Origin of the sequence: Pedobacter sp. L105 (assembly GCF_009765875.1) — a bacterium.
Lineage (GTDB): Bacteria > Bacteroidota > Bacteroidia > Sphingobacteriales > Sphingobacteriaceae > Pedobacter.
In genome coordinates, this window is record NZ_LMUP01000007.1 from 214,095 (window position 1) to 236,949 (window position 22,855).

Annotated in this window: 14 protein-coding genes; 7 read left to right on the forward strand and 7 right to left on the reverse strand. The window is 38.7% G+C overall.

The window, feature by feature from the left end; all coding sequences use genetic code 11:
- Positions 1–111: 111 nt before the first annotated feature.
- Positions 112–1,245, forward strand: coding sequence for a sensor histidine kinase (locus GSQ84_RS14580; protein ID WP_216848936.1), 1,134 nt, complete (start codon positions 112–114; stop codon positions 1,243–1,245).
- Positions 1,242–1,982 (forward strand): LytTR family DNA-binding domain-containing protein, encoded by a 741-nt coding sequence (locus GSQ84_RS14585; RefSeq protein ID WP_158798005.1) that lies wholly within the window; start codon positions 1,242–1,244, stop codon positions 1,980–1,982. Before GSQ84_RS14580 ends, GSQ84_RS14585 begins: the two co-directional genes overlap by 4 nt.
- Before the next feature lie 175 nt (positions 1,983–2,157).
- Here GSQ84_RS14585 and GSQ84_RS14590 read toward each other — a convergent pair whose 3' ends face one another.
- The 4 genes from GSQ84_RS14590 to GSQ84_RS14605 all read right to left on the reverse strand — a co-directional run bounded on the left by GSQ84_RS14590 (position 2,158) and on the right by GSQ84_RS14605 (position 4,809).
- Positions 2,158–2,667 (reverse strand): cupin domain-containing protein, encoded by a 510-nt coding sequence (locus GSQ84_RS14590; RefSeq protein ID WP_158798006.1) that lies wholly within the window; start codon positions 2,665–2,667, stop codon positions 2,158–2,160.
- Positions 2,664–3,056, reverse strand: a complete 393-nt coding sequence (locus GSQ84_RS14595; RefSeq protein ID WP_158798007.1) for a DUF4267 domain-containing protein — start codon at positions 3,054–3,056, stop codon at positions 2,664–2,666. The genes GSQ84_RS14590 and GSQ84_RS14595 overlap by 4 nt, the downstream gene beginning before the upstream one ends.
- Before the next feature lie 73 nt (positions 3,057–3,129).
- Positions 3,130–3,708 carry a Crp/Fnr family transcriptional regulator gene (locus GSQ84_RS14600; protein ID WP_158798008.1) on the reverse strand — a complete coding sequence of 193 codons (579 nt, stop codon included), beginning with the start codon at positions 3,706–3,708 and terminating at the stop codon, positions 3,130–3,132.
- 78 nt (positions 3,709–3,786) lie between these two features.
- Entirely contained in the window at positions 3,787–4,809 is a 1,023-nt protein-coding gene (locus GSQ84_RS14605; RefSeq protein ID WP_158798009.1) for an LLM class flavin-dependent oxidoreductase, read from the reverse strand.
- A 1,266-nt stretch (positions 4,810–6,075) separates the two neighbouring features.
- Between GSQ84_RS14605 and GSQ84_RS14610 the strand changes: the two genes are divergently transcribed.
- Both GSQ84_RS14610 and GSQ84_RS14615 read left to right on the forward strand, forming a co-directional pair.
- Entirely contained in the window at positions 6,076–9,336 is a 3,261-nt protein-coding gene (locus GSQ84_RS14610; protein ID WP_158798010.1) for a TonB-dependent receptor, read from the forward strand.
- Between the two features lie 10 nt (positions 9,337–9,346).
- Positions 9,347–11,122 (forward strand): RagB/SusD family nutrient uptake outer membrane protein, encoded by a 1,776-nt coding sequence (locus GSQ84_RS14615; protein ID WP_158798011.1) that lies wholly within the window; start codon positions 9,347–9,349, stop codon positions 11,120–11,122.
- Between the two features lie 251 nt (positions 11,123–11,373).
- On the opposite strand, the gene GSQ84_RS14620 is transcribed toward GSQ84_RS14615, so the two are convergent.
- The 3 genes from GSQ84_RS14620 to GSQ84_RS14630 all read right to left on the reverse strand — a co-directional run bounded on the left by GSQ84_RS14620 (position 11,374) and on the right by GSQ84_RS14630 (position 13,424).
- Positions 11,374–12,021: a zeta toxin family protein gene (locus GSQ84_RS14620; protein ID WP_158798012.1), complete on the reverse strand. Its 648-nt coding sequence runs from the start codon at positions 12,019–12,021 to the stop codon at positions 11,374–11,376.
- The gene (locus GSQ84_RS14625; RefSeq protein WP_158798013.1) at positions 12,008–12,271 is read right to left on the reverse strand and encodes a hypothetical protein; all 264 of its coding nucleotides are present in this window, start codon (positions 12,269–12,271) and stop codon (positions 12,008–12,010) included. The genes GSQ84_RS14620 and GSQ84_RS14625 overlap by 14 nt, the downstream gene beginning before the upstream one ends.
- A 721-nt stretch (positions 12,272–12,992) precedes the next feature.
- Complete coding sequence (locus GSQ84_RS14630; protein ID WP_158798014.1) at positions 12,993–13,424, reverse strand: DUF2326 domain-containing protein; 432 nt, start codon at positions 13,422–13,424, stop codon at positions 12,993–12,995.
- A gap of 158 nt (positions 13,425–13,582) precedes the next feature.
- Here GSQ84_RS14630 and GSQ84_RS14635 point away from each other — a divergent pair, with 158 nt between their 5' ends.
- From GSQ84_RS14635 to GSQ84_RS14645, 3 genes are all read left to right on the forward strand, one after another.
- On the forward strand, positions 13,583–17,368 hold the full coding sequence (locus tag GSQ84_RS14635; RefSeq protein WP_158798015.1) for a hypothetical protein: 3,786 nt from the start codon (positions 13,583–13,585) through the stop codon (positions 17,366–17,368).
- Positions 17,369–17,788: 420 nt separating this feature from the next.
- Positions 17,789–18,430 (forward strand): hypothetical protein, encoded by a 642-nt coding sequence (locus GSQ84_RS14640; protein WP_158798016.1) that lies wholly within the window; start codon positions 17,789–17,791, stop codon positions 18,428–18,430.
- Positions 18,431–18,945: 515 nt separating this feature from the next.
- On the forward strand, positions 18,946–22,665 hold the full coding sequence (locus tag GSQ84_RS14645; RefSeq protein ID WP_158798017.1) for an NACHT domain-containing protein: 3,720 nt from the start codon (positions 18,946–18,948) through the stop codon (positions 22,663–22,665).
- Positions 22,666–22,855: the final 190 nt, after the last annotated feature.

Genomic DNA, 22,855 nt, shown 5'->3' on the forward strand with positions numbered 1-22,855 from the left:
ACGGGAATTAACCGGCTAGAAAACTATAAAAAAGAGCCACTTTCCTGTTATACGCCAGTAAATGCATTTGGTCAATTATTTATGCCTATTGATCTACATACTGCAAAATTTATGCAATTAGCTGTATCTTTAACTATGCCCACCACTCAATTAAACCGGAACTGGCTGATCAGAAATAAGTTGTACCATATTCCATTTTGGTGCATTTACCATTTTACCTGGTGGTCAATTGCTATAGGCAACCCCTTAAAAGCAGCTGGTATCTTACTTTTCTCTGCATCAATTATTAAATTCTCCTTCTATGTTGTTTTCCAGGCGATAGCGGTTTACTTCAATTTATATTTTCTGATTCCGCGCTACCTGGAAAAAAGCAGGTTTGCCTTATATATTCTCTTTCTTTTGATAACTATAGCGGGCACTTCTTTGCTCATCACTCCCGGCTATTATTTAAGCGCTTCTTTTTTTGACAAAACCTTTGCGCAGACCTACGGCAGCTTTTACAATTGCCTTGGCGAGGCTATCCCTTCAACTATAGCCAGTATCACGCTGGCCATGAGTATCAAACTGACAAAAAATTGGCTGCAAACCGAAAGAAGGAAGCAACTGCTTGAAAAGGAAAAACTGGAGACTGAACTTAAATTCTTAAAACACCAGTTCAATCCGCATTTTCTCTTTAACAGTATCAATTCTATCTTCTTCCTGATTCATAAAAATCCGGATATGGCCTCTGCATCGCTGGCCAAATTCTCCGAATTATTACGTCATCAGCTTTATGAATGCAATGATCATCAGATTCCTTTACATAAGGAGATCAGTTATCTGGAAAATTTTATCGAACTGGAAAAACTAAGGCATAACACACAGATAGAGACTAATATCCATTTGGAGACTTTTTATACCGATCAGCTAGGTATCGCTCCATTTATATTAATGACTTTTGTTGAAAATGCCTTTAAGCACGTATCGGCTCATGCCGCCAAGCCGAACTGGATCAGCATCAAACTAACGCAGCATCAACAGCAATTGGACCTTTATATTGCAAACAGCACTTCAGAATATACAGGCAATGATGTAGTAAAGTATGGCGGTATCGGTTTAAACAATGTAAAAAGAAGACTGGACCTACTCTATGCGGGCGCATATGAGCTGGATATTAAAAATGAAGGTGAAAAATTTGAGGTCAGGCTTAAACTTTCACTTGAAATGCTTCAATTTTCACCGGCAATGCAAATGACCTCCATATGAATAATGCTATAATTAACTGTGTGATTGTTGATGACGAACCCCTGGCCCGGGAAGGCTTGTCCAACTATGTGAGGGAGGTTGATTTTCTGCATCTGACAGCAACCTGTGAAAACCCACTTGAACTGTTAGATTTACTGGACCAAACTCCGGTAGATTTGATTTTCCTGGACATACAAATGCCAAAAATGAATGGGCTCGATTTTCTAAAAATAGCACAAAAAACACCAATGGTGATCATCACAACAGCTTTTCCTTCTTATGCGCTGGAAGGTTTCCAGTTAGATGTACTGGATTACCTGCTCAAACCTATCACCTTTGAACGATTTTTTAAAGCAGCAAGAAAAGCGAGAGACTATCACCTTCTGCTAATGAAGCCCGGTGTAACTGATCTTAACAAAACTGAAAAACAGGATTATTTCTTTATAAAATGTGGCAGTAAGTATGAAAAGATCCCATTAGAAGATATTCTGTACGTTGAGGGGATGCAGAATTATGTGATTATCTATACCCTAAAAGGCAAATATCTAACCATTCTTTCTTTAAAAAACCTGGAAGAAAATCTTTCAGAACAATCCTTTATCCGCGTTCACAAATCCTATATTGTAGCAATTGGCAAAATTGACAGCATAGAAGGTAATGAGATCTGTATTCAAAACAGTAAAATACCAATCAGCCGAAATTATAGGGAAAAAGTAATCGGCCAGGTGATTACCAAGAGGCTTTGGGACAAAAAATGATTAGAAGTTGGCAGAATGTTAAAATAGTTCAACAAATATTCTAACACTCTTAATTACTTTCCGATACAAAATATTATAATCAGATAATTGCCTGGTTAGGGGTACAAATAAATTTGAAAAGAAGCGAACTAAATTCCCTTCTTTTCAATGATGCAATATTGCCTAAATCTATCTCTCAAAAATATTTAAGTTCCAGTTCTTTCAAACGTCCTTTTTTAATAGCTCTTGCTGCAAGGAAATTAAAAAGAGGTTCCGCAATTTTTTGCAGTCCAACCATTTTTGAATTGTTTAAATAAACGAACAAAGCAAGGTCAGTTAATTTTTTCGGTGTTCCTGCAGCACTTGCCAGGCCATCTCTTGCAAGACCTTTGGATATTAGAAGCGCGTTTTCAAAATTTTCATTACCCGGGCTTATGGTCACCAAAATTAAACATTCGTCTTTTGAAATGTTATTGAAGTAATGTTTCTCGTTGGGTTTGATGGTTACCCTGTCGCCTTTTACCAATTGATGAACCTGGTTATTTACCCCAACTTCCAATGTACCTTCCAGTATTTCAAAGGTCTCTGAAAAAAGTGTGTGGTAATGCCAGGGTGTCTTTTCATTTGGAACGATATTAAACTCAATAACACTTTCTTTACTGGTTTTTGCTGAACTCGTCAGTTTAATGTTTCCCTGCGTTTTCATATCGCTTTGTTTGAGGTTTTATAGGTTAATAAAATCGTTCCGACTGCGGCGCAAATGATAATTGCAGTGATATGAGGGATAGCTTGTGCGATGCCATTATAATCTTTGTTTAAAACAATCAGCATATCGGTGGTCGGAATAATTGTTCCCACTGCCAGCGTAATCCCCAATGCTTTTGTTTGTCTAGTCAGGACGAAGATGCACATCAGTAGACCCGAAAACACATCACGAATGCCTTTAATATAATCAAAGGAGTAATCGCCATGTGCATTAAAATGTATGCCGTAACCGGCTGTTGCTATTTCGGGTGCCAGAAGGAACCTGGTCCCGATGAAGATCATTCCCAACCCAGTCAGGAAAGCGATTGCAATAGAAATTTTCTGTGTCATAAAATCTTTGTTTTAAATGATGACACAAATATCCATCCCCTCAATGCAGGATTCATGCACCTGGGTTAACAAATCATTTTTCAGCAGAAATTCTTTTGCGGATACGGCTCAGTGATTGCGGCTTTACGCCTACATAGGATGCAATATGGTATTGGGAAACTCTTTGCAGCAAGTCAGGATGTTCCTTTAATAGTTTTTTATAGCGATATTCAGGGATATCCGTGTATAACGAACTAAGGGCTTGTAACAACTGTACAAACACCTGTTCAATGACCAGCCTGCCAAAGCGTTCTCCCCCTCTGACAGATTGATAAAATACCTGTAGGTCGGAATAGGAGATCTGCAATATTTCACAATCCTCTAAGGCCTGAATAATCTTTGTTGATGGTGTTTGCGGCAGAAAACTTTCGTAGTTGCAAACAAAATTATTTTCTTGTCCAAAGTCGTATGTTTTTTCTTCCCCATCGTGATTAATATAATATCGTATCAGTCCCTTTACAATAAAGCCCGCATGCTTACAAACCTGACCATCTGCCAAAAAGAAGTCACCTTTTTTAATCTCCTTTAATTTAAAGAGCCGCTTAATGGACTCTTCCTCTTCCTGGGTTAAGTCAATTAAATATCGGATGCTGTTGATCAATTTTTCTACCATAATTAACAAGCTATATTATTAACATAATTACCATCAAAACATCCGACTTTTTAATGGTAATTATGGTGGCAAGCTTATTTATCGCCAGCCAAGTGCGGGGGCAACATGCTCCAGGATTGAAGATAGAACATGGATATTGTAGTCAACACCTAAAGTGTTCGGTATGGTTAAGAGTAACGTATCTGCTTCTTGTATTGCTTCGTCCTGAACCAGGTCCCTGATGAGCTGATCGGGTTCTGCTGCATAACTCTTTCCGAAGACTGCCCGCTGATCAGCTTCAATGTAACCAAAGCTATCGCTGCCTTTTCCTTGCTGTCCAAAGTAACGTCTGTCCTGCTCAGTTATCAGTGCAAAAATGGAGCGGCTTACCGAAACTCTTGGTTCGCGTTGGTGACCGGCTTTTGCCCAGGCTTCTTTATACAATCTGATTTGTTCTGCCTGCTGGATATGAAAAGGTTTGCCGCTTTCATCCATTTTTAAAGTAGAACTTTGCAGGTTCATGCCGTTCTCGGCCGCCCAAACCGCAGTTGCATTAGAAGCAGCTCCCCACCAGATACGTTCCCGCAATCCATCGGAATGCGGCTCCAGGCGTAACAAGCCTGGCGGGTTGGGAAACATTGGTTGAGGGTTAGGCTGAGCAAATCCTACACCTTTTAATTTATCTAAAAACTGTAAAGCCTTTTGTCGTCCCATATCGGCGTCAGTTTCACCCTCGGCAGGGCCATAACCGAAATAGCGCCACCCTTCGATAACCTGCTCGGGTGAACCACGGCTGAGGCCTAATTGTAAACGTCCGCCAGAGATCAGGTCAGCAGAGCCGGCATCTTCCACCATATACATCGGGTTCTCATAACGCATATCGATGACGCCTGTACCGATCTCTATTTTGCTGGTCCTGGCGCCAATTGCAGAAAGTAAAGGAAATGGCGAAGCTAATTGTCGCGCAAAATGGTGAACCCGAAAATAGGCACCATCCAAACCTATTTCTTCCGCAGCAACAGCCAGATCGATGGACTGCAGCAAGGTGTCGCCCGCGGTACGAGCATCGTATGCGGGATGGTCAGACCAATGCCCGAATGATAAAAATCCTATTTTCTTCATCAATAGATCAATTGTTTACTTGTAAAGATAAGTATCATGGAAGTCCGTGCAGGTCACGGATTAGTAATAATGATTGTCTATGCAGCATATCAGTATGTTCTTACTTTATTTTTTGCCTACTCTTGCACCCGGCTAAACCTCAGTAAACAACTTTTAGTTATTTACCTATATGCCTCATATAGAGGTTTTTTAGTCTGTCTATTTTGAATGTATACTGTAACGATAGTATTAACGATAAAGATCATAAGCGTTAAAATTAAAATATCACCAAATAAATTATAATAGAAAAAGTTTTCCCGTTGAATATTCGGGTCGAAAGATTGTCCTGTAAAAGTTTCCTGGATTGGAAATGGAAAGCCAAATCGAATAATGTCCGGAGAAGTATTAGACCCATCGCCATATATAGTGTAGCTAAAACAAATAAAAGGATAATGATTGAGCTAACTATAACTTTTCGCCTCATTCTTGATTATTATAGGGTGCCCTATACCGATACTGGAAAGAAAGTAAAAGTCCTATATATCTCCGGGATGATCCAGATCTATCATCAACATTTTTAACTGTCGTTAAGAATAAACTTCACAAGAAAGGTTAAACAATTTAGCATGCAAACAAAAAAACCCCCAATAATTAACCTAAAAGACACTATGGTACTATTTTACCAAAGTGTATCATACACACTATAGTGAAACGGCTTAATAATGTGTCTTACACACTAATAAAAGCATTTAAAAACAACGGTCAAAAAAACATAATAAAAAGCCAAAAAAGAATCATCTATAATTTACTAAAAATTTTAATACTTTATATATCAAATGGTTATAAATTATATTAACGTTTTTTAACATTTTATGTACAAGCGATTAATTTAAATAATAGATTTGGGTTAGTGTAAAAAAAATGTTACACTTCTAACCAAATAGAAAAAACTGTATGACCATTAACCTCTCCAGGTAAACGATATTAGTTTACCCTCTCACGAAATTAACTAACCAAATATTTACTCAAAAATCAAAATGTATGAAATGAAGATTATTCTTATTTCTTTATTTTCTGCATATTCTTTTTTCCTACCACAAGTTTGCACAAGACATTAAGGCATCATGTCATTTGAGTTTATTGATCGCGATATCCCTTTAGAAATGGTTAAGAGCTACGTTCCAAGTTGAGATCCGACATATATTAATTAACCACTGATCAAACTATTATAACAATTCTGTTCGCAATTAAATAAACCAAATATATAACCAACTAAATCTCAAATTCATGTTTAAAAGTTTACTCCTAAAAAGAAGTTTTCTGGGCGTGCTCTTATGCTGCCTGGTATCTTCGCTGGCAGTTACAGCGCAAACAAAGTACAAGGGGAAAGTTATCGGAAGCGATGATAAATTGCCCATTCTGGGTGCTTCTGTACGAGTCAAAGGCGCTGCATCCGGAACGGTAACGGACGTTAACGGTAATTTTAGCCTCAGTTTAAGCCCAGGTAGTACACTGGTGGTATCCTACATCGGCTACCTGACCCAGGATGTACCTGTAGGTAGCGAGCCCTTATTGATGATCACTTTAAAAGCGGGCAATAATTCATTAAATGAAATAGTTGTTACAGGTTACGGCAGCCAGCGCAAGAAGGATCTGGTTGGTGCGGTAGCTGTAGTTGACATGGCCGTCGCTAGCAGGCAGCCAACATCCTCTGTTGAAAATCAGTTACAAGGACAGGCTGCAGGTGTTACGGTTATTTCATCCGGTCAGCCAGGTGAAAACCCATCTGTGAAGATCAGAGGAGCTAATACTTTTGGGAATAACCAGCCATTATATGTAGTTGACGGCGTACCTACAACCAATGTAAGCGATCTTAATCCAAACGATGTAGCCAGTATGCAGGTATTGAAGGATGCAAGTTCAGCGTCTATTTATGGTGCGCGGGCTGCAAATGGTGTAATTGTGATCACCACGAAAAAAGGTACAGGTAAAGTAAGTATTTCCTATGATGCCTACTATGGTGTCCAGGTGCCTAAAGGAGGCAATGTATACAATTTGCTGAATCCACAGGAGATGACCAGCTTAAGAACATTGGCGCTTACTAATACAGCTGCGTTAAAAGGTATTCCTGTTGACCTGAGCAGTAATCTTTATGGTCCTAATGGTAACGTGTTACCAGACTATATCAGTGCAGGGCCAAATAATCCTTACGGAATCCATGCCGGTGATGCCGCAGTTGATCCGTCTAAGTATAACGTTAATCCATTTTATACTTCCGGCGACCCCTCAGGATTTTACCGTATCGCACAATCGAACAAAGCCGGTACCGACTGGTATCACCAGATCTTTAAATCTGCCCCTATACAAAGTCATAATGTTTCTTTAAGCGGCAATTCTGACGTGGCTTCGTATTTGTTCTCTATGAACTACTACAATCAAAAAGGTACCCTAATTGACACTTACGATAAGCGTTACACCGTTAGAGCCAATACCAGCTTCAATATTAACAAGCATATCAGGGTAGGTGAAAACTTATCGTATTCCCTAACCGAGAACCCGCTGATCAATGAGAATGACGAAGGTTCAGGCATAGGCATGTCCTTTCGCGAGCAACCTATTATCCCGGTATATGACATCGCTGGAAATTACGCAGGTTCAAATACCGCGAACTTAGGTAACGCGCGTAATCCGGTAGCCATACAGCAACGTACTGCCAATAACTATGGAGCCAATACCAGGCTATTTGGTAATGTATTTGCAGAAGTAGACCTCCTGCAACACTTTACATTACGGACCCAGTTTGGCGGCGAATCTTATTCAGATTACAATCATAACTTCACCTATCCGGAATATGAAAACTCTGAAAACAATACTACCAATACTTACGGTGAAAACTCTTATAACGGCTATAATTACACCTGGACAAACACCCTGACCTATCACCAGATCATCGGTAAACACGATGTAAAATTATTAGTAGGTACGGAGAGTTACAAAAACAGGTATGAAACATTAGGCGCAACTAATACAGGTTATTTCACTTTCGATCCTAACTATACAACCATATCTACTGGTACCGGCACACCAACTGCCTATAGCACTATTGAAAGAGATAAAATACAATCGCTTATTGCCCGTCTGGATTATACATATAATAACAAGTTTCTTTTGAATGCGACGTTGCGCAGGGATGGTTCTTCCAGGTTCCTTACGTATCAGTATGGATGGTTCCCGGCTGTCAGTGCCGGTTACCGCATATCGCAGGAAAACTTTATGAAAAGCATCAGCTGGATAAACGATTTCAAAATCCGCGGTGGTTATGGAGTATTGGGTAACCAGATCAACGTTGACCCTTCCAACGCATTCACAACTTTTGGTGCCAGTAAACTAAACTCCTATTATGACATTGCAGGTACCTCTACCAGTACAGTTGCCGGTTTTGCTCAAAGCCGCATCGGTAATCCCGATGCCAAATGGGAGCTGGATAAAAACCTGAATGTTGGTTTTGACGCTTCCTTTTTCGATCAGAAATGGGACATTTCCGCCGATTATTATAAAAAAATTATCACCGGTTTGCTGTATAACCCAAATCTTCCCGGTACCGCAGGCTCTGCTACCCAGCCCTACAGTAACGTAGGCGCCATGAATAATACAGGTCTGGATATCTCTATCGGTACACATCAATCCCTGGGTCATGACCTGAAAATGAATGCATCGTTAACTTTTACCACTTATCATAATATTATTAAAGCGGTAACCGTGGGTCAGCCGTATTTCGACCAAAACTCCGGTCGTTTTAACGGTAGTTCAATCATCCGTAACCAGGTAGGTGGCCCAGTTGGCGCATTCTTCGGCTACAAAACCGATGGTTTCTGGGATTCGCAGGCGGAAATTAATGCTGCTAATGCCAAAGCTGGGGGCAATTACCAAACGGATGCCGCCGTAGGCCGCTTTAAATACGCCGATGTCAATGGTGATGGAAAAATTGACGCTAACGACCGTACAATGCTTGGTAACCCTAATCCTAAATTTACAGGTGGCTTGAATCTCGATTTTACTTATAAAAATTTTGATTTCAACATGTTCTGGTACGGTTCATATGGTAACAAAATATGGAATGATGTAAAATGGTATACTGATTTTTATGCCAACTTTGCCGGTGCAAAAAGTGAAACAGCACTGTATGATTCCTGGACACCAACCCACATGAATGCTAAAGCGCCGATACAGGAAATTGACGGCTCATTCAGTACTAATACCGTCCCTAACTCCTACTATGTAGAAAACGGCTCATATCTACGGTTAAAGAACGCTCAAATCGGTTACACCTTTAAGCCGGAACTATTGAAATCAATTGGTGTCGACAGGTTAAGAGTTTACGTTTCCGGAGCGAATTTGATCACAATAACCAAGTACACCGGTGTTGATCCGGAAATTGTGGGTGGCGGTACCAGCAGCAATACCAGCAGCAGTACCAACTTTGGTGTTGACAGGGGTAACTATTCGCCAAGCCGTACTTATCTATTAGGTGTACAACTTAAATTCTAATTCAAACATTATGAAAAATATAACACGTTTATCAGTTTGCGCGTTAATAGCAGCTGGTATAGTTCAAAGTTCCTGTAAAAAGTCTGAGCTTGATCAACCCGCCCTGGGAGCTTTAAGTACTACCCAGATCACTTCGGCATCAGGCGTCGATGGGCTATTGATTGGCGCCTATTCGGCTTTAGATGGTCAGTCTGGCACCAATACCGCTTTTGGAGGCGGTTCAGCATGGGAAGCATCACCGGATAACTGGATCTATGGTAGTGTTGCCGGTGGCGATGCACACAAGGGCAGTTCAGGTATTGATCAACCTGCAATTAATTCCATCGCAACATTCACTGTTGACGCCAGCAATGGTTTCCTGAACAGTAAGTGGAAGGCCGACTATGAAGGTATCACAAGAGCTAATAATGTGCTGAAGGCGGTAGGCAACGTTACCAGTATTTCCCCTTCAGATAAAGCTAATATTATCGGCCAGGCCAGGTTTTTACGCGGCCATTATTATTTTGATCTGAAGAAAATGTTTGGTAATGTACCCTACGTAGACGAAACAACCACTAATTTTGTACAACCCAATACCGCTGACATCTGGCCTAAGATTGTGGCTGATTTCGCATTTGCTTACGCGAACTTACCAGCAACGCAATCACAGGTTGGCAGGGTTAACAAATGGGCAGCAGGTGCTTACCTTGCTAAAACTTACCTCTATCAAAAGGATTACACCAATGCCGATAAAACATTTACGGAGGTTATTACCAGCGGTAAAAACACAGCAGGCGTACCATATGGCTTAACTGACAACTATTTCGATAATTTTAATGCATCTACCAAAAACAATAAAGAAACCGTTTTTGCTATCCAACAGGCAGCGAATGACGGTACCAATACCATTAGTGAGGCGAATAACGGTGACATGTTGAACTATCCATATAACAGCCCGTTTGGATGCTGCGGATTTTTCCAGCCATCAGAAGATCTGGCCAACTCTTTCCGTACAGATGGTTCGGGCCTTCCTTACCTGGATGATTATAATACGCATCCTTTAGTAAATGATCAGGGAATCGCTTCAAACGTTGCGTTCACGCTTGATGCCGGCAATCTTGATCCCCGTTTGGACTGGACCGTTGGCCGTCGTGGCATCCCGTATCTGGATTGGGGCAATCATCCAGGTCAGAACTGGATTCGTGAACAAAGCTCAGCAGGTCCGTATTCCCCCAAAAAGAACGTGTATTTCCAGGCAACAAAAGGCACTGTAGCTGATGCACATGCCTGGGCACCGGGTAATGCCAATCAGGTCAACATCATCCGTTTTGCCGACGTTCTGTTGATGGCTGCTGAAGCTAAAGCACAATTAGCTACCGGCGATCTGGGATTATCTTATGTGAATATGGTGAGAGCGAGAGCGGCTAAACCTGCTGGTTTTGTTTATTCCTATATAGATCCGGCAAACCCGATGAGCGGATATACCGCAGCTCCGGCTGCCAAATACGTGGTAAGCACATACCCGTCCGGTTATTTTAGCAACAAGGGCCTTGCGTTAAAAGCTATCTATTTTGAGCGGAAGCTGGAGTTAGCTATGGAAGGCGGGCGTTTCTTCGATATCGTTCGCTGGGGCATCGCCCAACAGTCTCTAGCCACTTATTTTGGATATGATGGTAAAACCATCAGCGATGTGGCCGGTGCACATTTTACACCCAATAAGAATGAAGTTTACCCATTGCCGCAAGCGCAGATCGACCTGGAATCTACCGGATCGGCTTCAGCTTTGAAACAAAATACAGGCTATTAATATTCTACATAGTTGATTTTACAAGAGGCTGATCTGAAGTGAACCCCAAAAGTTAGACAGAAACTTTTGGGGTTCACTTCAGATCAGCCTCTTTTCTTAACGGATGTTTGTTGTTATTTAAGGTCTACTTCCCGATACAGCATATTCAATATGCTTATTTACAGTTACTTATGCCAAACGAGGTACAAATAAGGTACAAAATCAGAACTTTTTTTAGTCACTTTATGTATGTGTAGATCCTACCGAAGCAATTATTTAACTTTGAAGTCTTTAAGGTGAATATATAATAAAGGTAATCCCTTTTTGATCCATGTTTTCTTTAGTGCTTTGAGAGACAAATATTCAACGATATTATTATCCAAACTACAAAGCAATGTTGGCACTAACATTCCGTCATAGAGTTCTATCCTTTGAAAACTTTGGTACTGACTATTGATATGCATCAAATTATCATTAAATACACCTTTGATTGTATCTGGTCTAACAAGATGCCCACCTTCAAGAACTCTTTGTTCGACCCGACCAATACAATCCCCTACCTTATCCAGACAGAGATAATTAAGCTGTACCTGATATCCAGCTGACTCAAACATATCTATGTATTTCCAGTAATCTGGATGTGACAATGGTGTCTCTAATACGAAATGTTCCTTGTTCGATATTGCCTTTTTCATTTCCAAAAAAAGCTTTTCCTCCATCATGCGAGTAGCGCGGGGTACTATTTCTATTTCCAGAACTCCTGCCGCCTTTAGCTCTAGTTCGAAAGATACACGAGTCTGATCCCTGTCAAAAGAAAATATTCCTTCAAATGGATCAGGTAGCATGGTCTGAATATGAGTTGATTTTCCAGCACCATTAGGGCCGGATATAACTAAAAGAGTTGGCTTAGAGTAATCCATAAGTTTTACGGATGCTATCTGCCTGCATTCCTTTAAGAACTTTAATCACACGGGTACTGAATTTTTTTCCGGCAGACACTACTTCCTGGATTTCGATACGACCATCAGCAAATTCTTTGTAGACCTGCCCTTCTGGGAGACTTTCTGAAAGAATAAGGAATGGTAGGTCTTTACTGAAATTATTTGCCCTCAGATTTCTGATGGTAATCAAATATTTTTCATGCTTATTTTCAAGCTCTAAATCTGACATATTATTAAGCAGCTGATACAATGTAAAAATACAAAACTTACGACGAAAATTGAAATATAAAGCTTTCGTCATATCAGACTGTTAAGATCCTTCAATAAAATTGCAAACAATACTTAGTAAACCGATATCACTCCCTGAATTATTTTCCAGAAATTAGTGGGCAATTTTACCGAAATCTACAATCAATATAGATTATAAAAACTTTTGAACACTCATTATCAATTACTTATAACACCTATTTTCCAATACAGAACTTTAAATTCATTGATTATCAGATAGTTACATCGACACGAGTACAATATGAGTACATTTATTTTACTTCCAATTGACAACATTAAATAAACAAATTTAAGCTTCAAATAACAACAACAATTCCTTGTAAATCAACACCTTATTAATCATACCTCAATATAGTCAAAACACAAGGATGTGATTTCATTCCTCATAATATCGAATTCAAAAGCTGATAAACCTACTAATTTAGCGCTATCGAACAAAAGATTATGAGTCTTTTAACCTAACCGCCTTATTATGAAGCAAAATGTGCTTTTTTGACTTACAGAAGCAATTTATGAACTATTTTTGAAACCACAAAATTTTGCTCCGTTACGTATTTGTTATGGTTTCTGGAGAGTGTAACTTTAATTAGTGGATAATAAAAAGGCTAGTCAACCGAAGACTTATTTTCTAAAGCCAAAACCTGCGCTTATAGTTATGTCGCTTAAAAATCGAAACCGAACAAGGTACCTTGGGGCCCTTGGTCATCTAGTCGCAAAACTACTTCGTCAACCGGGAAAAAGATAAGTTGATCTGCTTTATCCATCGACAAATCAGATTTGATCACAGAAAGGATATATTGCAAATCGTACTTCTGACATAAGTCATGGATCAACGCTAGCAAACGATGCTTTACTCCTGGATCCTGTTGGGAAAGCACATCATCATGGTATACAAAATGGTAATCCGATTGGTCGCTATAACTGGTCAGTACAGCGGCGAGATCGAAAGCAACACACAATAACTTTTTATAGGTATTTCCTATATCCTTAGCAGTAGTCCGCTGATCGCCGCCCTTTTCATGAACCTTTGGTTGAGGAAAATCGACATTGTCATTGCTGTTGATGCTCCAGAACATCCGAGCATCTTCATCCATTATTTTTTTATAATAGCTGTTGAACTTGGCACGGATATCCGCATACCTCTGCCTTTAGAGAATAAATACGACTTTTTGTCTTTGATAAATGCGATATGTATATAGGATTGCTTAACTTCAACGATATTAAATTTTCCAAGTTAATTAACGCTATTTAAATGAATCATCCATCCAACGAGCATGCTATCCCAAAGCCGAAAATCCATCCTGCAAGACCTAGCAACATTCGTAGAAGATTAAAAATTTTTCGGGCCGGGATTAATCGTGAATACCGTTCTGCACAGGCAACAATAACCGCAGTTCCGCAAAAACTACGTAACTCGACAAGCAAAAGGTTTATCAAAGCCATCATCTTTTTGGACAGCAAGATCACGGGCTTTGCTTTTAATCCTAATACAAGCAGCTATCGTGATCTTGCCCCTATTGAAGACGCCGATCAAAACAAACTTTATACAAACATGCTGCTTTGGGGGATCAAAAATCCAAATGTCAGCAACATAGCTATTACTGGGCCTTATGGCTCTGGAAAAAGCAGCATCATCAGAACTTTTCAGAAACGCCATCTAGAATTCCGAAGTGTCAACCTATCATTAGCATCATTTGATGAAGAGAAAGATGATAAAGGCGAATGGAGGAATAAAGTTGAGCTCAGCGTATTACAACAACTTATCTATCATGAACGCAGCCATGATCTACCGGATTCTCGATTCGTTAAGATCAGGCCCATTCGTTGGTATAGTCGACTATTCGGCACCTTGCTCCTTTCCATTTTTGCACTGTCATACTTCTATGTAACACAAGGGGATTATTTCAAGCGCTTCAAATTTATCACCGAAGAAGTGAAACCTTTTTTAGACCTTGGCTTTTTAACCCTGTTGGTGTTGGGTAGTATTTATCTTCTTTACCGCCTTTATCGCAACATTCGAAATTTGCGTTTCACTAAACTCTCGGTTGTAACGGCAGGCGCGGAATTTTCGGAAGGCGAAACCCGCTCAATATTTAACAAGCACCTCGATGAGATCATTTACTTTTTCGAAGAAACCAATACCTCTTTGATAATTATAGAAGATCTTGACCGCTTCAATGATACTGAGATATTTACCAAGTTGCGTGAAATTAACATTCTGATTAACAATTCACGCCAGATAAACCATAAGGTTAATTTTATTTACGCTGTTCGGGACAATATATTTACCCAAAACAACCGGACTAAGTTTTTTGACCTACTTATCCCCGTTATACCGATAATCAGTGTGGCCAATGCCGGAGATGCCCTTGCGGTCAGATTGGATACGATTATTCCAAACCGGAAGATGCCGCGTGAACTTCTTAGGACAGTTACTTTGTATATCCAGGATATGCGGATGTTGCTAAACATTGTCAACGAATTTAGCCTGTATTATGCCACTCTGTCCAAAGATTTAGATCCTGAAAAATTACTTTCCCTTATCATTTTTAAAAATCTTCATCCTGGAGATTTTGCAAAACTACATCATGGTAAGGGTATGATTATCCGTGTACTAGACAAAAAGAAATTATATGTTGGTGCTCAGAAAGAATCTATAGATCAGCAAATAAATTCGCTTCAATCCCATATCCGGGAGCTGGAAGCCCTTAAAATCAAAGACATTGAAGAACTCCGATCACTTTATGTTTACAAAGCGATAGCCGCACTACCTGCCCAGGCAAATCTGACTTTCAACGGAGAAACACGCCCCAGCGAATTCATCAAAGAGACTGCTTTTGACTGGTGGCGCAACGGTGGTGCGCTAATAGCAAACGGATTTAATCGTAATTACGGTTCTTATCAACCCATTAGTTTTAGCTACCCTTTTTCAACGGCTGAAAAAGAAGTAGATCAAAACCAGACTTATCTCCAAAGATTGGAGAACATTGAAACCTATACCAAAGATGGTATCAGCAAAGCAAAGCTAAAGATAGAAACCCTCGGTCACGAACGTGCTTTGCTTTCAAGACAGAGCCTTAAAGAAATCTTAGATAACGGCGGACAGTTCGATTTTCCAACAGAAAAGCCCACCTCGTCTATCTTGATTTACCTCATGAGCAATGGCTATATCGATGAATATTATCATCCATATATATCCTATTTTATAGAAGGTAGCTTAAAACAGGAAGACATGAACTTTGTGATGAGCATTTTAAATCGGCAACCGCTAGCTTATAATTACTCACTAGCAAATATAGATGTTATAGTTCGTGACTGGATAAGCATCGGCCAATATTCAAACACTGCCGTTCTGAACTTTAACCTACTAAGCTGGTTGCTAGAACAACCTGACCGCAATCAGGAGATATCCCTCTTAATAAATATGCTTAAAACAAATCAGGACGTTTCTTTTATTGATGCGTTCCTAGGTGAGCAAAAGAATCAGGATACGTTTATTCCTGCACTGGTAGCGAATTGGCCAGAAATTTGGGATTATCTTTTTGAAGAATCTTTTTATGATGACTCAACAATGGCTGTTTATGCTGCGCTTTTTATTCGCCACCTCTCCACCGATATTTTAGAAAAATCCATCAACGCAACCTCTAAATTTAGTGGATTTTTATCTTACAATACGGACGTCTATAACACTAATTTACTGACAGATAAACAGGAAGCTTTAGCTCGAGTCCTCAGTGATTTGAAAGTTTCATTCTTAAAAGTTGATGTCCTAGAAATGCTTCCCAAAACTCTCGAAGCTGTTTATGAACAACACCTTTATCAACTAACGGGAGATAACCTCAGATACATCATGGTTAAATTTGGTGGTCAGGATCCTTTTCCAGAAACAGAATGGGACAACGCCAATTTTAGTACTATACTTGCTTCAGATGCAAGATTTTTAAAAACCAACTTGGAAAAAGAAATGCCCGTTTATCTGGAGCTGATAAGCAAAAATGAGAAAAATACGAAAGAGAATGCAGAAACCCTCGTCAAGCTACTAAACACTACTGGACTTGATCAAGAGAAAACAAAAGCGTTTGTGAAAAAGCAAACCACTATCCTACCAGATTTAGAGGCGGTACCGGAAGAATACAGAGAATTTCTTATATCAGGGCGCCAGGTTACGCCATCCTGGAAAAACGTGTCTACTTATTTTCTACAACAGCAATCATTAGACGAAACACTTACCAGCTACCTAAATGATCCTAAGGTTTACTCCAACTTGGTTCTTGAGTCTTATCCAGCACGCACGCAAACTACAGAAACCGAGACCCTTGATTTGTCACAAGAAGTACTCTACAGGATAGAACTTTCAATCGAAAGTTACAAAGCATTGTTAGATCACCTTTCTCCAAGTATGGAAGGACTGGATGTGGAGCAACTGGACGAAGAAAAAGTACGCTACTTAATTGATAGTGATCGAATAATCTTTGATAACGAAATGTTCAGCGACCTGCAAACACATTATCCCGGCGTGATGCAGCAATATTTAGTAAAATACTTTGACAATTTTCTGGAGGCTTTTAACGAACTTTCTATAGCGGATAAAACACTACTGGATGTCCTTGCGTCCTTTGTACTCTCTGATGCTCAGAAGGCTAACTTAATTGAACACATTCTTACTCACCAACAGCCAGGTCAAAATGCTCTTGGCACAGCCGTCATCTCTTTTTTATTACAATATCCATCATGGCCAGAGACCGTCCAGCAAAGCAATGTCATTCCGTTGCTAAAACTACCTTTTTCAACTTCAGAACGCATAAAAATATTAACGCCCATTATTTCAGAGATCGGAATGGAAACCTACAAGGAAATTGAAACCACGTTGGATGAGCCCTTTAACCATCTTTCAATTAATGACACATCCCAGCGGAGCTTTCCTAAATTTGCAGGCACTCATACCTTTATAGAATTAATCAAAGTACGGCTACCCGGAATACTGGGTACCATTAAAGAAAACAATGACAACATAACCGTTTATTATAAAGGTGTTTGAGGTAATAATATCTCCCATTTAGTATCCAGAAAGACTATATTTGGCATTTGAGCTCATTGACAGTTCAATCACTAATCAGAAACATATTGACGTTTTGCACAATAGGAATGTGTGATTATGTTGATTTATTAAATTAAATAAATCAAATCCTTTGCTAAAGAATTCCTCAACCGTAATACTGAAGCACGATCACTTTCAGCAAACAGGAATAGCAAAGATCTTTCCCCCTTTCATACCTTTACCTTCCAAAATAAGAACGCAAGTTTTTCACCTTTATTAGCACCATAAGCATAATTGGTAAATCCGCTTTGATTGTAAGCGCTTTGATATGGTTATACACCAAGCATGGTAATAACCAAAGTATAATTACAAAAACACCATTTAAGTAAAAATGAATACCTTAGTTAAAACGAACAAGCGATGGAATACAACTCAATACCCTATCCAAATTTCAGCATCAGTGAATTGATTAACCGGAAGGCGAAGGACTTTTGTAACCAACGTATACGTGATGCTGGAAACATTAGTTTAAAATACAATATAGATCAGTTGGAAACCGAACTGTATAAGCTTCACAATGAAAAAGACAAAATACAATTCGTAGCTTATGTCATCAACCACATCAACGAGATTGTAGCCGAACACATAGCAAAATGTAGAACTCCAAACTGCAGAATTGAACCAGAAAGCCAGGAATTGTTATATTTCCTATACGGCCAGCTGGAAGAAAATGATTTGAATGTTGACGTAGACAGCTTCTCCCGTGACGAGACGTATGCAAACAACGACAAGATTAACCAAATCATTCAAAAGCTCAAAGAATTAAAAGCTGGCCAGGAAATTATTTTCGAAGAAGTTGACCTGCTCACTATTGACTCGGCCATTGCTGAGGCAGAAGAGCTCAAAGGATTACAGATACTGGGTAAAAAGAAATGGTTTAAGCTGATAGCTGGCTTTGCCGCAGAATATGGAGCAACCAAAGTTTTAGACGAGTTTTTCAAAGGATCTATCATGCCTATCATCGCCTCCTTAGGTAGTTTTATTACCGGTTTACTGAAATAACACCATCAGCTAATCAATTTAAACTTAGGAATTTGCTTCTAATGAGCTTCAGGGCCAGTATTCCCGTTGCGTGGTTATTATGTTATATTTAGTAACTTTACTAAAACCAATTCAAACCAATTTCTAAATGAACATTACTCTCAAAACCATCCTTCTTATTCTAAATCTCCTTATGTTGGGCGTAGGTGCCTACTGGCTATATAAAGATCGCACATCTGAGCCTCTAATCGTTGTTATCGGCCAGGCTTGTGTATTGTTAACGCTCTTATTAGAGAAGCAGATCTCAAACGTCTCCTCCAATCGAATAGAGAATAGTGAATTTGACTTTGACCTTAAATCCGGAGGTAGTGTGAAGTCATCGAAAGTTAAAGATTCAAATATTAAAATTAAAATTAGATAATATCTTGAATTTCTCTTTCAAAAGTATTTGTAAACTTTTCAGTTTCAAAAGGAATGCTATTTCTTTTAAAGACATCAACAATTCGAAGCTGAAGATCGATATATATAATGATCCTGTGGTCAAAGCACGTGCAAACTTTGACATTTCCGAAGCTTGGCTAGATAAGATCTTAAATCTGCATTATGATGATGAGATAAAAAGTAAATACATCCCGGAATTACATCAAATCAGCGAATTTGAAAGAGATAGTTTAAATGACCTGCTCGAATATAATGAATGGAAGTCAATCCATTCGAACCAAATCCGTGTATGTGAGGATTATCTTAGCAGATTTGAGAAAAGTTATATTGAATTTTATGAAGCGCTAAGTAACGAGAATATAAAAATTACCCAACCAGCTTCAAATTACGTCACAGCACCGATTGAGTTGTTTAATCAACTAGAGAGCATCAGGACTTTGTTGTCAGATTTAAATGATGTTTTTGCAAAAACAGATCTCAATCTGGTTGAGGATTTAACAGGCTTTTCGCCTTTACCAACGACAAATGAAAAAATAAGCTCACGAATTTCATCTATATGGAACAGATTTCTCGATAAAAAGCCCAAAGATGAGTACGTAGTACGATACCTGTTTCAACATTATCAACAAGTATATTATTACCTTGCAGACATGCAGGCTATGCTCAAAAATATCATCGAGCAAGGAAATTGCAAGATCATAGCAGGGAATGCCGGAACTGGAAAGACTCATATTTCTGCTCATATTATTAAAGAATTGAAAGCAAAAGACCAATACGTACTTTTCTTCAAGCCAAAATTATTTAATGGTGACAACCTCAATTTTGAAGAAAAAATGCTGGAGCTTTTAGAAGCTCCTAGAGACTACACTTTTACAGAAATTTTAGAGTCTCTGGATGCGTTCAGCTTTAACGCAAAAAAGAGATGTGTGTTGATATTTGATGCTTTAAATGAAACGACGAAATCTAATATTGGTTTTAGTAATATATGGAAAACAAGCCTTCAGAGCTTCATCAATAAAATAAAGCATTACCCTAATCTTTATGTAATCTGCACTTTGAGAACTTCCTACATCGATAACATTTGGGAGACAAAGCCTTCAAGGATTTTTGAACTTAAAGGATTAGGAACAGATAGCGATGTCAAAGCAGCTTGTCAAAATTATTTCAGCTATTACAATATAAAACCAAAGAATTTCGACCAAGCAGATCTGTCTTATTTCAATATCCCTTTATTACTGGACCTTTACTGCAAACTAACTAACGAAAATAGGACAAATGAGGTTTCAGTAAGCCTTGACATCAATTCTTACCTAAGTATTTTTGAAGACTATATTTCAAGGCTGACCTATGAAGTAAAAAGAAAGCTAACACTTCAAAAAGACACACTTATAAAAAGTGGCTTTGAAAAAAGCTCCGAAGCATTTTTAGAAAACAATGAAGCCATTATATCTTTAAATGCCTTTAGTGATGCTTTTAATGACAGAGATCATACCACAATAGATCATTCTATCGCCCAGGCTGTTTTAGAAGGGTATCTTATTTTCATCAAGGACTTTACTGGAGGTGCGAATGAGATAATCAAACATACACAACAGGAAGTAGGCGGCTATCTAATAGCTGCAGAATTAATGCGACAATATCCAATATTACAAGACCTTATCAATTCTGCAGTGTTTCAGGAAAAGCTGGTTGGAAGTGATCCTGCAAATCATCATCAACTACGTCTAGATATACTTAAGTTCCTGATAGCAATGCAACCGGATTTAATTAAAGCCTTAACGGACAATGACGGAATTAATTTGTCCTGGTGGTATCTGTTTAATGGATCTCAACAAAATATAGATGAAAGTATTCCTAATTATCTATTGAACTTGGATGATAAGTTAATTGTTAAAGACATACTGGATATTAGCAGCAGACAGTGGGTAAATCCGAATCATCAATTTAATTTTGATTTTATTTCAAAGGTTTTACTAAAGCAAAACTTGTGGGACTTTAGTTTGGAATGGGACTATTTAATTTACAAAGATGCCGACTACTTTTGGACGTTTGTAAAAGAAAATCAAGGTTTTTTAAAAGACTTTACAACACATGATTTAAGATACCATCTTACTGCGGCTAAATTTATAAGCTATATAAGTTCAACAACCATAACCGAACTTCGGAATGAGGCTACAATCTACCTCATTGAATTCGGTAAAATCTTACCTCTCTCACTTCTAAAATTAACAGTAGAAGCATCAAAGTTAAAAGACACTTACATTTATGAACGCCTTGCAGGATGTTGTTACGGCGTAGCATTAAACCTTCAGAATGACCCTTACTTTGTATCTCAGCAATTACCTCATATAGCTGAAGAATTGTTTAATCTACAATTTGCAGAAAACGCTGCTGCTCCCGTATATAATTATATTGTTGTAGATTCAATTAAACATTTACTGGATCTAGCGATTCTTAAAGAACGTATAACTTTCAGCGAAGTTGATCTAGAACGAATAGCAAATTATGAGTTTACAGCCCCAGTAACATGGACAGCTCCGGATGAAGAGCAAGTTGAGGCTGTAATGAAAAGCCGTGAAACAGATTGGCCGGCTCCAATAGGCATGGATTTTGGAATTTATACTATTCCAAGGTTATTAAAAGAAGAAGATATCTCACAGCGTGAAGCAATTAGTCATGTATTCAAAAGAATCTACGAATTGGGTTACAAAAATCTCGACCTAAATAAAGACGATGACGAAACGTTTAATGGCTTTTATTGGGGACAAAATCTTTTTAGAAGAGATTGGTCTATAGAACGGTTAGGTAAGAAGTATTCCTGGATGGCATTTTATGACTATGCCGGGTATCTATTACTAAACAAACACCTAAATGTGTACGAAAGAGGCTCGGAAACAACCTATTACAATCGTCTAAGTGACGTCAGTATCGATTTTTCACTACCGTTAACCGATTATAAAATTGATAAAAGACTTTTTAACGGAAATTTGCTGCAAGATCAAACTAAAGATCCAAATTGGGCTAAAGCGGTTAACCTAGATTCGTTAAATGAATTTTTCCAGCAGTCAATCAATGGAAATAATTCAACAATGCTATATGGAAAAGTTGACCAAGGTGTAGACGATCGTTTCAAAGTGAGGTCATTTATATTAGTGGAGTCATTCTTTATAAAAAATGATGAGGATCTGCCAGCACTTCTTGAGGCAACAGATATTATCTATGACGAATGGAAACACGATATTCACATTTCAAGGGATGCCATAAGACATACTTACTTTGGTGAATTATATTGGGCGGACACCATGCCATCCACTTCCCCAGATACCATTACCATCCCAATAGGAAAGATGGTGAAATACTTAAGAACGATTACAGCTATGATGGCAATCCAAGAGGGATATGGCCATGAGCGAATTGGTGAAAAAATTGAAGAAGAAGGAATGGGCAGGATACAATTCGACTCAGAACCTTCATTATCAGAATACTTATGGGAATCTGACAGTGCTATATTAAAGGGTTTTAGTGAATACCTACCTTCAGTAAAAATGGGAAAATATCTGGAACTGAAATCAGACCCAAAGACTTGTCAAATACTCGACGATCAGCTTAATCCAGCTTTTTACTGTGTTCATTTTAAAGACGATTCGCATTTCAGTAATGATTTTAACTATATGAGAAATGATTTGCTAAAAAAATACATGATGGATCATGATCTTTCACTTGTCTATCAGATCAAACAACATTCTTATGATGACAATTCCCAGAACCGGATGATGAAGTTCTTTGTAATAAACCATGCAGATATTACTGTATAGCCATCTAGTCGAGGTCCCTGAATGGATTTGATTAGATGAATCTTGAAAGAAATATCTTTAATCAAATCCTTCGCTAAAAAATTCTTCAACGGTAATCCCGAAAGTGGGCCAAGATGGGCTCGAACCATCGACAAAAGATTCTAAGTCTTCTAGTCTGACCGTCATATATGGGACATATATCTTCTTTTCT

Bases quoted from the DNA above. Each gene is read 5' to 3' on its own strand.
- GSQ84_RS14580 (WP_216848936.1), top strand. From the start codon at position 112: ATGCAATTAGCTGTATCTTTAACTATGCCCACCACTCAATTAAACCGG.
- GSQ84_RS14585 (WP_158798005.1), top strand. From the start codon at position 1,242: ATGAATAATGCTATAATTAACTGTGTGATTGTTGATGACGAACCCCTG.
- GSQ84_RS14590 (WP_158798006.1), bottom strand. From the start codon at position 2,667: ATGAAAACGCAGGGAAACATTAAACTGACGAGTTCAGCAAAAACCAGT.
- GSQ84_RS14595 (WP_158798007.1), bottom strand. From the start codon at position 3,056: ATGACACAGAAAATTTCTATTGCAATCGCTTTCCTGACTGGGTTGGGA.
- GSQ84_RS14600 (WP_158798008.1), bottom strand. From the start codon at position 3,708: ATGGTAGAAAAATTGATCAACAGCATCCGATATTTAATTGACTTAACC.
- GSQ84_RS14605 (WP_158798009.1), bottom strand. From the start codon at position 4,809: ATGAAGAAAATAGGATTTTTATCATTCGGGCATTGGTCTGACCATCCC.
- GSQ84_RS14610 (WP_158798010.1), top strand. From the start codon at position 6,076: ATGTTTAAAAGTTTACTCCTAAAAAGAAGTTTTCTGGGCGTGCTCTTA.
- GSQ84_RS14615 (WP_158798011.1), top strand. From the start codon at position 9,347: ATGAAAAATATAACACGTTTATCAGTTTGCGCGTTAATAGCAGCTGGT.
- GSQ84_RS14620 (WP_158798012.1), bottom strand. From the start codon at position 12,021: ATGGATTACTCTAAGCCAACTCTTTTAGTTATATCCGGCCCTAATGGT.
- GSQ84_RS14625 (WP_158798013.1), bottom strand. From the start codon at position 12,271: ATGTCAGATTTAGAGCTTGAAAATAAGCATGAAAAATATTTGATTACC.
- GSQ84_RS14630 (WP_158798014.1), bottom strand. From the start codon at position 13,424: ATGGATGAAGATGCTCGGATGTTCTGGAGCATCAACAGCAATGACAAT.
- GSQ84_RS14635 (WP_158798015.1), top strand. From the start codon at position 13,583: ATGAATCATCCATCCAACGAGCATGCTATCCCAAAGCCGAAAATCCAT.
- GSQ84_RS14640 (WP_158798016.1), top strand. From the start codon at position 17,789: ATGGAATACAACTCAATACCCTATCCAAATTTCAGCATCAGTGAATTG.